The following is a 12761-nucleotide window of genomic DNA, read 5'->3' as shown; positions in this document are numbered from 1 at the left end:
GCTTTATCGCATGCTGGACTGACGACAGTACGATGAACTTTCCAGACTCTTTATGATCCGAGCTCCTAAGTAGTAGAGCTTAGACGAAGAAAAAAGCACCGGATTATGGTGCTTGTTGTTGGTTTATTTTTCAAAAAGCATACGTTCTTCATCACGGCTATGTATTTCATTGACGACAAGTAAAGCATGAAATCGGTGAAGAACGCCCGGGCTCAAGTTCTCCTCTTCGCGCAATTGCTCAATGTCTCTTACAATAATTCGCAATAAATCGTGATCCCTAGTCAATTGAACGACCGCTTCTTTCAATTCTGGCTTCAGTTCCGCGACTTCGTCATAAAATCCTTGCTCTTCTGCATCCGCATGACTGATAACACGCGTCTTCCAGTATTCAATCAGATCATCCGCTGCCTGGTTCGCTAATTCAAGATCACCCTGCTTTAAGAAGTCCATCATACCGTCCGTCTTACCAACTGCTCCAGAAAGCCCGCCTTCATGAATTGCACGGTGGGAATGAAGTTGTTTAAGTGCCGGTCCAGCCATTTCAATCATCCTTTCGTCACGAGCATTTCTTTAAGAATACCAGATTAAGCAGTATATTGGAATGAAAGACCGTTCGTTTCTCGGCAAACTAAAAAGTCCCTGCTGCGATTGCGATCGCAGAGGAACTACATGTATAATACCAATTCGTTTGGCTGTGTGCGCTAGTAAATTGGTGAAGTTATATTAACCCTTTATCCAATTTGACGTTACAGGAACACCCGCATCGACAAGTAAATTCATCACAGGACATCTTTTTTCAACAGACTCTTTTAAGTGTTGAAGGCGCGCATCCGTTTCGTTTGTTTTGATAACAATATCAAAATCTACAGATTGAAAATGAGGCGATACGCCATCCACGCCCATCAATCCCTGTACATCAAGTGCACCAGCATTCTTAAATTCAACTGCTTCATAAGAAAAATTTAATTCTTTGGCAATGATTGAAATCATAACTGACGTACAGCCGGATAATCCAGCAAGCACATATTCAACCGGATTCGGCCCTTCATCGTTGCCGCCAAGACTCTTTGGTTCGTCGATGATGAATGGTTCAAACTCCCGGACCGAAATCTCGGTTTTTACTCCACTAATCCAAACGCCACTTGTTTCGACTGTTATTAACTGGCTTGTTGACATTTTAGTCACCCTTTCAAATCATAGTAAAACAATATGTTTTATTAACTATAAGAGAAAAGATAATAATCAGCAACAAGTTTTTCGACAATTCACAAATAAAATCCAAAAGAAAAAATATTTTTCCTTGCTATATAAATCTCGTCGTGACTGAGGCTTTTCCTCCTGCCACTTCGATTTCTGCAATTGCTCCATTAACGAACGTCATTTGGGGAGGCACATGCCCAATATCCGCATTGTAAACTACTGGAATTCCAGTCAGTTCCGCAAGCCTTTCCATTGCATCTACATCACTGAAACCACCTTTTGCCAATCCTGCGGCCGTTCTGCCGAATATGATTCCAGCTGCATCGTCAAACCATCCTGCATTATGCAATTGAAGAATGGAACGGTAGAAATCCGGCGCATCCATTTCACTATTTTCCAGTGCCCAGACGACTTTTTCACCCGCAATGAACTTTTCTTGAAACTTCTTCACATCACCAAAAGGAGTTCCGACCAAATGGCGGATTGTATCGATACAGCCGGACAAGAGACGGCCTTTAAACTGGACCGGTTGATTGCCGATTGTCTTCCACTCCGTCTCCGTATCCAGTTTAAAGACGTACGGATCCGCGGGTGCGTCATGTTGCCATTCGGACTGGTATTTTTCAGATGAATGCTGGACAATTGTGTCACCTGCGGAAGCAGTTAGCAGTTCAATAAATTTAGAGGTAACAGAATCCCATGCATCACTTCGCAAATCGACGAAATTCGTTCCATGGACTGTCGCGATACCAGTTAGTAGCGTAATTGGTAATAGCAACGTACTTGTATCTGAGTAGCCCATAATCCACTTAGGTTTCAATTCTTTAAAATCAATGAGCGGCAGTAATTCCAATAGAAAATGACCACCCCATGGAGGAATTATCGCACAAACTTCTTCATCCGCCATCATCTCCCTAAACTCTGCCAAGCGCATATCTTTCGGCGTCGATGTAAGCTTTTCATTCGTCCATACCGTTTCACCAAAATTTACAGCGTAACCTCTCTTTTCAAATTGATGTGCAGATTCTCTTAACAGATGATGCAATTCACTCTCAACGCCCGATGATGTTGCAGTAACACCAATAGTTTGTCCATTTTTTAGTGGGTCAGGATAACGGATCATCGTCAATCCCCTCTCTCGTTTTTAAATTTATCAATCAATTTCTACAATCATCCGTCTTTTCAATACTTCGGTCAACCTTAACTATATATATTGAACAATTGAATACCTATATTTACTGAGCAGGGACATCCCCTAGCAAGATCAGTGAAGTTTTTTATTTCATTAAATATGGTAAAAATAGTTCGTCTCGTATAAAAGCGTCCTGCGACTGATCACATTCCCTTGTCTACCGACCATAAATACCGTATGACCGATCAAATCTCCCTGTCTAACATCGCATGACCAATCATATCTCCTCGTTTACCGTCCATAAATGCTCCGAGACCGATCAATATCTACCCCCTCTATCCAGCAAGCGTCTATAGTTTAAACATAAAAATACCCCAAGACCGAAAATCCAGTCGTGGGGCAACACTATTTTCACAATCAACCCTCACCTATACATACCGTCGATATACCTTGTTTCGATCATACGAATAGACAACTTGTAAATTCTCAACATTCGTTTCTATATGCACAATCCGTCCCCATAATTGATAAATATAAGGAAGCACACTTTCCAAATACTTCAAATCCAATTCCGTGCCTTCATACTTATGCACTAAATATAATTCTCCATTTCGCAAGTAATCCCCATTTTCAACAACGATATACGGAAAACCGCCATTTACACGCATGGAGACTAATTGATTTCTTATATCTTCATAATCTTTAGTGGTAATTTCATAATTGTTGCCCTTTTTTTCAAAAAGATATAAATCCTCTTGTTGGATCAATTCCTTCGTGACATAGTTTCGAATAAAAGAAATATCCGATTCGATTTCTCTCACTTCAAACATTTTCTCTCTTCCCGTGTTCGGTTTAATTCCTAACTTCTTCATTTTTTCTGTTGGATGATTGTATCTCTTTTCGATATCTTCGTATATTTTTAATCCAAGATAGTAGGGATTGATTGTTGTTTTTGAAGGTTGAATAACATTCGCGTTCAATGTAGCAAACTCTATTGTTTCTCCAGATGTTAAATTCATTTCCCTTAAAATCCGTTGATGCCAAAATGAGGCCCAACCTTCATTCATGATTTTTGTTTCAAGCTGCGGCCAAAAGTAGAGCATTTCCTCTCGCATCATCGTTAAAATATCACGTTGCCATTCTTCCAGTTCACGACTGTATTCTAAAATAAAGAGCAAAATATCTTTTTCCTGTGTCAGGGGGACTTTCTTTTCTTTTTGACTTGGTACGATTTTCTTCTCAGATACTTTTTTACCTAAATTCCATAAATCATCATAAGGGGTTTTTCGTATAACTTCTTCTTCAACCTTCTCATCCATGGCTTCAGCGGGACGTTGATACCTTAGTATAGAAGGATCTATATGTTCTTGAATCGCTAACACAGCATCTAAAAAATGCTCTACTTCGTCTTTGCCGTAAACCATTTCATAATTCGCAATACGTTCAGCCGTTGCCGTCATACTTTCTACCATGTCCTTCCTCGTGTTGGAGAAGCGGACATTATTTTTGAAAAAATCACAGTGAGCTAGAACATGGGCAACAATAAGTTTATTTTGAATCAGGCTATTCGTATCTAGCAAAAATGCATAACAAGGATTCGAATTAATGACAAGCTCATATATCTGGCTTAGTCCAAGATCATATTGCAGCTTCATTTTATGAAATTGTTTCCCAAAACTCCAATGAGTAAAGCGCGTTGGCATGCCATACGCCCCAAATGTATAAATAATATCAGCGGGACATATTTCATAACGCATTGGATAAAAATCGAGGCCAAAACCAGTTGCAATTTCTGTGATTTCATCAATCGCACGATGAAGCGCTTTTATTTCCGTCAATCGAATCCCTCCAAGTTTTTATGGAAGAAGCTTTTAAGCGCAAAATAGACATCCCGTTTTTCCTTCAAAATATAATGACGGAACTTCGGATCATCGATTTTTTTAAACGAGGACATCATTGTAGAAAAACGATTATAGGCATTTACCTCACCGTAACCAAACATATTGGAAACTGCCATGATTTCTTCAACAAGTTTTATACATTTTTCATTATCAGATGACATATTTTCACCGTCTGAAAAGTGAAATGGATAAATATTATAACGTGCGGGATTATATTTTTTCTCAATGAGCTCAAGCGCCGTTAGGTAAGCGGAAGAACAGATTGTGCCCCCACTCTCCCCTTTCGAAAAGAAATCTTCTTCTGTCACTATTTTGGCTTCAGTATGATGCGCAATAAATTCAAATTCGACCGTTTCATATTTCGTTCGTAAAAAGTTTGCCATCCAAAAGAAGAAACTTCTCGCCATCATTTTCTCAAAGTTACCCATTGAAGCACTTGTATCCATCATCGCGAGCACAACTGCTTTGGATTCAGGTTTCCTTACATCATCCCAAGTTTTAAAACGTAAATCATCATTATGGAAGGGTGCAATTTCAGCATTTCCTTTCATTGCATTCCTTTTAATAGCCGTTAAAATGGTTCGCTTTTTATCTATATTTCCGATAAGCCCTTTTTTACGAATATCATTGAACTCAATTTTCTCTGCTGTATTATCAGCTTGTTCTTTTTGTTCTAAGTTCGGCAGTTCCATTTCTTTAAACAAAGCTTCTTCTATCTCTGCAATCGAAACCTCAGCCTCATAGTAATCTTGCCCGGCTTGATCGCCTGCTTTTTTTCCTGTCCCAGTACCACTTTTCCCCTGCGAGCCATCGCTCGCAATCACATCGCCGACTTGGCTCTCACCAGTTCCTTGCCCTACATGCTTTGACTTTTCCCGATTATAACGAATTTTGTATTCATCTAGTGAGCGAATTGGTATTTTAATGACATCGCGCCCTTTTGACATGATGATACTTTCCTCACTAATTAAGTCCGGTAAATTATTTTGGATGGCTTCTTTTACTTTACCCAAATGACGTTGTTGATCTTGATGGCCCTTTCGGTGGAGAGACCAGTTTTCCTGTGAGACGGCGAAATGATCATTGTCTTTTTCATTCATTTTCATCCACACCCATCTTTTATCCAATTTATTGCTATTGATTTTTAGAAAAAAACAAGACCAATACTTCATCAGTCTTGTTTTCTTCTGTTCAAGCATTTATCCCGCAATAACGGATAGTAAAACTCCCACTTCAAGTCTTCGAAGAAAAAAGAATAATAAGTAGGGGATCAACTGCCCGTAAACGCCCGAATGGCTTAACTAGCAATCAGTGGGGGATGAGGCAGACTAAGTACGCGACGTCCTGTGCGTCGAAAAACCCCCACTGATTAAAGTTTCGCTTTATCGATTAAGCAGACTTCCGACGTAGCGTAGCAATTCGTTCGCAGAAATGGAATTATAGCCATATTCATCAATGAGTCTCGCAATCACTTCATTCACCTTTTTAAGATGCGATTCATCTGGCGTTTTAGAGGACGTTGTGATTTTGACAACATCTTTTAAATCTGAAAATAATTTCTTTTGTATAGCTTCTCGTAAACGTTCATGAGAATTATAGTCAAAACGTTTACCTGTTCTTGCATAAGCGGAAAGCCGAATTAAAATTTCCTCTCGAAACGCTTTTTTCGCATTTTCCGAAATACCAATTTGCTCCTCAATGGAGCGCATAAGTTTTTCGTCAGGATTCATTTCTTCGCCAGTTAAGAAGTCTCTCAATTTATTTTTATTACAAAAAGCCTCTACATTATCGAGGTAGTTATCCATCAACGATATCGCAGACTCTTCATACGAATAGACAAATGCTTTTTGAACTTCTTTCTTTGCAATTTCATCAAATTCTTTTCTGGCGATTGCAATATAGTTCATATATTTATCTCGGTCCGCTTGCGAAATCGAGGCATGCTGGTCTAACCCGTCTTTCAAAGACCGTAAAACATCCAGGGCATTAATTGAAGAAACTTCTTTCCGAATAATAGCCGATGAAATACGGTTGATCACATAACGCGGATCAATCCCATTCATACCTTCGTTCGGAAATTCCTTCTTCAAATCCTCTACATCCATCTGATTAAATCCTTCTACATTTTCTCCATCATAGAGCCGCATTTTCTTTACAACATCGATTCCTTGTTTTTTAGAGTCTTCAAGTCGCGTCAGAACAGAAAAGATAGCAGCCACTTTTAAAGCGTGCGGAGCGATATGAACATGCGTCATATCACTCTCTTTTATCATTTTTTCATATATACATTCTTCCTGACTCACTTTTAAATTATAGGGAATAGGCATCACAATAATTCTCGAGTGAAGAGCTTCATTCTTTTTATTGGAAATAAAAGTTCGGTACTCAGTTTCATTCGTATGCGCCACAATCAGTTCGTCTGCACTGATTAATGCGAACCTACCCGCTTTAAAATTCCCTTCCTGCGTCAACGATAATAAATGCCATAAAAATTTCTCATCCAATTTCAACATTTCCTGGAATTCCATCATTCCCCTGTTTGCCTTATTCAATTCACCATCAAAGCGATAAGCACGCGGATCTGATTCAGAACCAAATTCAGCAATTGTAGAAAAATCGATGCTACCCGTTAAATCAGCAATATCTTGGGACTTCGGATCAGAAGGTGTAAAGGTTCCGATTCCGACTCGTCTGTCTTCTGAGAAAAAGATTCGTTCCACCATTACATTTTCAATTTCTCCGCCGTATTCCTTCTCCAGCCGCATCGTATTCAGCGGGGACAAACTGCCTTCAATACGAATGTCATAACTCTCTAAGAAATCTTTGCGTAAATGATGCGGAATTAAATGAAGCGGGTCTTCATGCATCGGACAGCCTTTTATAGCGTAAACTGCGCCCTCATCCGTTTTAGAATAGTTTTCAAGCCCACGTTTCAATAAAGTAACAATCGTAGATTTACCGCCGCTAACAGGACCCATCAATAAAAGAATTCGTTTGCGAACTTCTAGTCGTTTGGCCGCGGGATGAAAATACTCTTCAACAAGTCTTTCGATTGACTCTTCAAGTCCAAAGATTTCTTCTCCAAAAAATTGATAGAGCCTGTTTCCATCTTTCTCCACCAGGCCAGAGCTTTTAATCATATTATAAACGCGTGAATGTGCTGTTTGTGCGACTTCTTTTCTTTCCTTTACAATGGCCAAATACTCTGCAAACGTACCTTCCCACTTAAGCTTGTTTTCTTCTTCTCGGAACCTTTTTACTTTGTTTAATATATCCATCAATTTCCCTCCAGTCAGGGCATGGTTTTATCCATAGTATGCGGGAGGGACAATTATAATGCCGAACAATGAGAAAAGTGCCGCGTCCAGAAACAATTTAATCCGTTTCAGACGCGGCACTTTTCACTAGTTATTTACGATAGTTATTTTGTTTGGAGAACTGAACATATTCGCAACAATTAGACCTGTAAAGAACGCAATAACGCTCATAACAAATGGCGTTCCACTGTCCGGAATCCCTGGATAGATGACAAACACCGAACCGATGATGAGACCAATAATTACAGCGAAGGTGATATACGTAAAGTGTTTCAGTAAATAACTGATTGCCTTACTGCTGACAATGAATCCCACGATTACACCTGCACCGATAACAGCAATAATCGGTAAATTTAGGTTTGATAATGCTCCTATAGCTGTGGAATAAACACCTAAAATCAGCAGAATAAACGAACCGCTAATTCCTGGCAACAACATAGCCATACTGCCTGCCCACCCTGCAAAAAAGAGGCCAATCGCATTCGTCGCAGTCAAGGTCGTGATAGCCGTCGTATCATGCGGCTTAATGAATGCCAATGAAGCGAGTGCCGCTCCAACCAACAAGATGAGGAAGAAGTGTTTCCAGTTAAAATTCTTCTTTACACCCGCTTGTTTTGTGATGAAAGGCAGCACACCGATGACAAGTCCCATAAAGAAAAACTGGGTAGGAGCAGGATAATTTTCAAGTAAATACTCGATTACTCTACTAAACAATAATAGCGTAGCCCCAATTCCAAGGCCTAATGGCAATAAAAATCCTATATGCTTTTTCCAATTGCGGCTAAAAAATCCGCTGATGGACGTTAATAATTCATCGTAAATCCCCAAAATGAACGCTATTGTTCCTCCACTCACTCCAGGTATAAGATCGCTAATCCCCATAAAGAATCCGCGATATAAATTTCTCCATTGCATAACTATAGTTCCTCCAATTTCAATTGAATGTTCTTATTATAACACTTTGAAAGGTCTATAGGTAAGGAGATTAGTGACAAAAATCGATTACCTAAATGTAAAGTCAACTGTTCTAAATGTACAGTACACTTTACAATTTGATTGATCTACTTTACAATTCTATTATCATACTGCAAGAAAGAGGAGGAATCCGTTTGCTTACCAACCGCGTGAAGGAATTAAGAGCACGTTTCAATATGACACAAGGCGAACTTGCAGAAAAAGTCGGCGTAACAAGGCAAACAATCGTCTCGCTGGAAAAAGGAAGCTATACCCCTTCCTTGCTGCTAGCTATGAATATAGCAGAAGTCTTTGAAATGCCGATTGAGGGGATATTTTCGAAGGAGGAGAAGAAAAGTTGAGTATGTACATTACAGTTTTTTTAAGGATTATGCTACTGCTGTCTCTAGCGGTAATGGTTTTTGATTATTTAAGGGTTGAGCAACTATTTATCCAAATGGACCGGGGCTTTATTGATGGGTTTGAAGTCTTTATCAATCGATGGCCAGGGTTTATTTTTATAATTATCGCCATTTTATTTGTCATCATTAATGCTGTACAATTTATTCTTGTCCGTAGAAACAAACATTCTATTTTAAACGCATTCTTAGCGGCGGAGTATGATGTTTCAGATGAACGAGCTGTTCAAATTACTCATAAGGCAGTCAGTAATGCATTCGTCATTATTTTAGTTTACTCATTTTTCATAATTGGTTCTTACATGTTCATTCCAAATTATTTTGTTGACTACATTTGGTATCCACTCTTTACAACGGCCTCCATTCCTATAGTTGGATTGCTGACGTATTTGATTTCATTTAAAGTACTACAATATAAATAATGAAAATGTGGGGATTTCAGAGGAGAAGCTTATTGATAGCCATATCTCTTAAAGTATTGATAATTATCACATTTAATTTCTATTATGACTCACCTACTTCTCTAAGCAGCTCAAGAATTTATTTCATGGTCACCTTTTGGTTTGTATTAGGGATCATTCATTTACAATAGTATAAATTTATAAAGAACAGTCCTGACATCCGTTTTATTATAAAAAAATGATTTTGCCTGAATTTAATTCGAATGATGAACGGGAAGCAGATATAACTGGAAAAGCGGCAAAAGATGCGCTTACAGCCATACTTATTTTCACTCCTATCGCCATTATTATTTACAATAAAAAGCTGATGAAGCACTTTCTGTCCATACAATAAAAAAACGCCTGAGCAGACCTAGATCTGTTCAGGCATCTTTCATTTAGATCGCGTGCGTTTCATTTCTCCGGCGCTCAATCGCTTCAAGACGCTCATCGTATTGTTCTACCGTTAAGTTATGCTCAACGAAGTAACGGTTACGTGGGTGTGTACGGCATTCGTCCGAACAGCTGCGCATATACATATGCTCATTTTCTTCGGAACAAATGATTTTTGCGTTACATATTGGATTTGCACAGTTTACATAGCGTTCACATGGCGTACCGTCAAAATGGTCACGGCCAACGATTACATGTTCTACTTGATTGATTGGAACTGCAATTCGCTCGTCAAACACATAACATTGTCCATCCCAAAGCTGACCTTTGGCAACGGGGTCTTTTCCGTATGTGACGATTCCTCCGTGCAATTGTCCAACATCCTCGAATCCTTCACGAACAAGCCATCCGGAAAATTTTTCACAACGGATCCCCCCCGTGCAATACGTTAGAATTTTTTTCCCTTCGAACTGTTCTTTGTTGTCACGAATCCATTCGGGTAAATCCCGGAAATTTTCAATTTCTGGACGAACCGCACCACGGAAGTGTCCAAGATCGAATTCATAATCATTGCGTGCATCGATGACAACTGTGTCTTCATCTTGCATTTGTTTGAAGAACTCTTCAGGACTTAAGTAAGTGCCCGTTAATTCATTCGGGTTAATATCATCGGCGAGGCTCAGGTTAACAATTTCTTCCCGTGCGCGCACATGCATTTTCTTGAAAGCATGACCGTCTGCTTCGTCAATTTTAAAAGCCATTTCTTTAAAACGATCATCGTTTTTCATCATGTCCATATACGCTTCCGTCTGTTCGATAGTACCTGAACATGTACCGTTGATACCTTCACTGCCAACTAGAATACGACCTTTTAAACCAATTTCCTTACAAGCTGCCAAATGTTCAACAGCAAACGTTTCAGGATCTTCAATCGTTACGTATTTATAATAGAGAAGAACCTGATATGAATCTTTTTCCATTTTTTCCAACCACCTTGTTTTTATAATTGCATGTTATAGTCAACAACCGGCTCGGATTATTCACAAATAATTGTAAACATACAAAAGCATACCCGCATTTGCAAAATCCGGGACGATGATATTATAGCATAAGTCAACAAACGAAAAAAGAATCTTTCTCTCTGAAAGACCGATTTTACGGTGATTATGTCAAGAATCCTTCACAGTTTATTTATACTCGAATTCACTGCCTACTGAATAGGGGAAAACTGTATCTTCCGAATTTATGTCAATCCTTGGTACCTTCATTTTTTTCATGTATACTAGAAAAGTATGTTTAATGCTAGAGTTCGACAAAATACATAACTTTTTGAAACTATTAACGAGATTCAACCGTCTAACTTTTTATAAACAGTAAAGGAGTCTTTTTTCATGAAAAAACCGCATCGCAAACGCCGTTCTTCCTGGATTGATTTTACATTTTCAATCGTTATCATCGCACTAACCGTCTCTGCCATTTATTTAGTTTCACTAACTACTAAGAATGAGACTGCTTCTCCTCCCGAAAATAAAAAAGCAGCAACCTCAGCTGGAGTTGTGGTCGATACAATTGACTCCCATTATCCAGGTATTAAGCTCATTACTGAAACTTCGAATGACATATATGCACCATTTGCCATTCAATATCCCCAAAGTTTACATAGCACATTCAACAAAGCGATTTCTAGTTACATAAAGGATGCAAAACGCGATTACTTGACGACGATGGAAGAAAACAAACAAGGCAGCGGTGAATTAAAAGGTGAATTGAATATCTCTTTTGAAACTCTCCCCCATAATTCAGGAAACTATTCTTTTGTACTTGTTAACAGCAGTACAACCGGAGATGCAAACGGTACGACTGAAATTCGGTCATTCCATTTAAATCCTGAATCAGGTGAAAGTTTTACAATCGCCGATGTCTTCGGACGTGATCCGAAACAACTTGAGATTCTTTCTACTTTAATACGTGAAGCAATATACGAAGATCCTTTACTGGCAGACTATCTTTTTCTAGAAGAAGTACATACCCAGACGGAACCTCTCTGGTCGAACTTCGATAATTTCGCAATTACGGATGAATCTCTTATTTTTTATTTTGACGAAAATGAGCTGGCATCAGGAACAGTCGGTCCACCAGTTGTAGCAATTCCGTTAAGTGATATAAATGACTTACTTTCCGAGAAATTCCAATTAGTAATTGAAGATACTGACGAAAATACGATTACCAAAGACCCTGTAAAGGAGGAAAATACTGCTATCCCTCCAAAAAAATCAGACTCCTCCACCAATCAAGACGACAGCGATGGGGATACTGTTGAAAAAGAAGGAACTGAAGAAGAGAGTAGCAACGCCATTAAGAAAGTCGCCCTCACATTCGATGATGGACCCGATCCTAAAGTGACAATGCAAATTCTTGAGACGTTGAATAAATACGATGCAAAAGCAACATTTTTCATGCTTGGCAGCCGGGTTGAATACTATCCCGAAATCGCAAAAAAAGTGCAGGAAGCAGGCCACGAGCTTGGGAATCATACATGGAACCATCCTGATCTGACGAAAGCAGATGTAGAAAAGGTACGTAGTGAAATCAATAAAACAAATTCCATTATTGAAGATGTCACTGGTCAGAAAGTAACTGCTTTCAGACCCCCTTATGGTGCTGTTAACAAAACTGTGCGCAGCCAAACAAGCTTGCCGATTATTCTTTGGGACGTCGATACACTTGACTGGAAACACCGTGATCCAAACAAGCTTCTCACGAATGTGAAAAGTGCGACAAAAGATGGCAGTACCATTCTAATGCATGATATCCATCAATCGACAGCAGATGGCCTTGACGCAGTTTTAGCATACTTGCAAAGCGAAGGCTATACATTCGTTAAAGTTTCAGAGCTTAATCAGTAGTTCCTAAACGCCCCTGGACTAGATGTTCAGGGGTTTTTATTATCGAAAATAGTAATTGATTAGGCGTTTGTTCTATACGTTCTATAACACATCTGTTAG

Annotated in this window: 12 protein-coding genes; 4 read left to right on the top strand and 8 right to left on the bottom strand. The window is 39.1% G+C overall.

Going from position 1 to position 12761, the window contains the following annotated elements; translation table 11 throughout:
• Positions 1–123 precede the first annotated feature (123 nt).
• The 7 genes from MKZ11_RS12650 to MKZ11_RS12620 all read right to left on the bottom strand — a co-directional run bounded on the left by MKZ11_RS12650 (position 124) and on the right by MKZ11_RS12620 (position 8465).
• Positions 124–549, bottom strand: coding sequence for a hemerythrin domain-containing protein (locus MKZ11_RS12650; RefSeq protein WP_340794780.1), 426 nt, complete (start codon positions 547–549; stop codon positions 124–126).
• A 174-nt stretch (positions 550–723) separates the two neighbouring features.
• Positions 724–1176 carry an OsmC family protein gene (locus MKZ11_RS12645; protein WP_340794779.1) on the bottom strand — a complete coding sequence of 151 codons (453 nt, stop codon included), beginning with the start codon at positions 1174–1176 and terminating at the stop codon, positions 724–726.
• Between the two features lie 127 nt (positions 1177–1303).
• On the bottom strand, positions 1304–2323 hold the full coding sequence (locus MKZ11_RS12640; RefSeq protein WP_340797000.1) for a S66 family peptidase: 1020 nt from the start codon (positions 2321–2323) through the stop codon (positions 1304–1306).
• A gap of 437 nt (positions 2324–2760) precedes the next feature.
• On the bottom strand, positions 2761–4170 hold the full coding sequence (locus MKZ11_RS12635; protein ID WP_340794778.1) for a SpoVR family protein: 1410 nt from the start codon (positions 4168–4170) through the stop codon (positions 2761–2763).
• Positions 4167–5333: a sporulation protein YhbH gene (gene yhbH, locus MKZ11_RS12630; RefSeq protein WP_340794777.1), complete on the bottom strand. Its 1167-nt coding sequence runs from the start codon at positions 5331–5333 to the stop codon at positions 4167–4169. Before yhbH ends, MKZ11_RS12635 begins: the two co-directional genes overlap by 4 nt.
• Positions 5334–5615: 282 nt before the next feature.
• Entirely contained in the window at positions 5616–7511 is a 1896-nt protein-coding gene (locus MKZ11_RS12625; RefSeq protein WP_340794776.1) for a PrkA family serine protein kinase, read from the bottom strand.
• A gap of 126 nt (positions 7512–7637) precedes the next feature.
• A complete protein-coding gene (locus tag MKZ11_RS12620) occupies positions 7638–8465 on the bottom strand; it encodes a DUF368 domain-containing protein (protein ID WP_340794775.1) in 828 nt (275 codons plus the stop codon).
• Positions 8466–8659: 194 nt separating this feature from the next.
• Here MKZ11_RS12620 and MKZ11_RS12615 point away from each other — a divergent pair, with 194 nt between their 5' ends.
• From MKZ11_RS12615 to MKZ11_RS12605, 3 genes are all read left to right on the top strand, one after another.
• Entirely contained in the window at positions 8660–8866 is a 207-nt protein-coding gene (locus tag MKZ11_RS12615; RefSeq protein WP_340794774.1) for a helix-turn-helix transcriptional regulator, read from the top strand.
• Positions 8863–9345: a hypothetical protein gene (locus MKZ11_RS12610; RefSeq protein ID WP_340794773.1), complete on the top strand. Its 483-nt coding sequence runs from the start codon at positions 8863–8865 to the stop codon at positions 9343–9345. Before MKZ11_RS12615 ends, MKZ11_RS12610 begins: the two co-directional genes overlap by 4 nt.
• Before the next feature lie 217 nt (positions 9346–9562).
• Positions 9563–9718, top strand: a complete 156-nt coding sequence (locus tag MKZ11_RS12605; RefSeq protein WP_340794772.1) for a hypothetical protein — start codon at positions 9563–9565, stop codon at positions 9716–9718.
• A gap of 43 nt (positions 9719–9761) precedes the next feature.
• Here the strand turns inward: MKZ11_RS12605 and trhO are convergent, their stop codons facing one another.
• Complete coding sequence (trhO, locus tag MKZ11_RS12600; RefSeq protein WP_340794771.1) at positions 9762–10736, bottom strand: oxygen-dependent tRNA uridine(34) hydroxylase TrhO; 975 nt, start codon at positions 10734–10736, stop codon at positions 9762–9764.
• Positions 10737–11147: 411 nt separating this feature from the next.
• On the opposite strand from trhO, the gene MKZ11_RS12595 reads away from it, so the two are divergent.
• On the top strand, positions 11148–12662 hold the full coding sequence (locus MKZ11_RS12595; protein ID WP_340794770.1) for a polysaccharide deacetylase family protein: 1515 nt from the start codon (positions 11148–11150) through the stop codon (positions 12660–12662).
• Positions 12663–12761: the final 99 nt, after the last annotated feature.

This window comes from Sporosarcina sp. FSL K6-1508 (assembly GCF_038007465.1).
In the GTDB taxonomy this organism is placed as follows: Bacteria; Bacillota; Bacilli; order Bacillales_A; family Planococcaceae; genus Sporosarcina; species Sporosarcina psychrophila_B.
This window is presented reverse-complemented; position numbering and strand designations above follow the sequence as displayed.

Excerpts from the sequence above, each read along its gene's own strand:
- MKZ11_RS12650 (WP_340794780.1), bottom strand. The coding sequence starts at position 549 with ATGATTGAAATGGCTGGACCGGCACTTAAACAACTTCATTCCCACCGT.
- MKZ11_RS12645 (WP_340794779.1), bottom strand. The coding sequence starts at position 1,176 with ATGTCAACAAGCCAGTTAATAACAGTCGAAACAAGTGGCGTTTGGATT.
- MKZ11_RS12640 (WP_340797000.1), bottom strand. The coding sequence starts at position 2,323 with ATGATCCGTTATCCTGACCCACTAAAAAATGGACAAACTATTGGTGTT.
- yhbH (WP_340794777.1), bottom strand. The coding sequence starts at position 5,333 with ATGAATGAAAAAGACAATGATCATTTCGCCGTCTCACAGGAAAACTGG.
- MKZ11_RS12625 (WP_340794776.1), bottom strand. The coding sequence starts at position 7,511 with ATGGATATATTAAACAAAGTAAAAAGGTTCCGAGAAGAAGAAAACAAG.
- MKZ11_RS12620 (WP_340794775.1), bottom strand. The coding sequence starts at position 8,465 with ATGCAATGGAGAAATTTATATCGCGGATTCTTTATGGGGATTAGCGAT.
- MKZ11_RS12605 (WP_340794772.1), top strand. The coding sequence starts at position 9,563 with ATGATTTTGCCTGAATTTAATTCGAATGATGAACGGGAAGCAGATATA.
- trhO (WP_340794771.1), bottom strand. The coding sequence starts at position 10,736 with ATGGAAAAAGATTCATATCAGGTTCTTCTCTATTATAAATACGTAACG.
- MKZ11_RS12595 (WP_340794770.1), top strand. The coding sequence starts at position 11,148 with ATGAAAAAACCGCATCGCAAACGCCGTTCTTCCTGGATTGATTTTACA.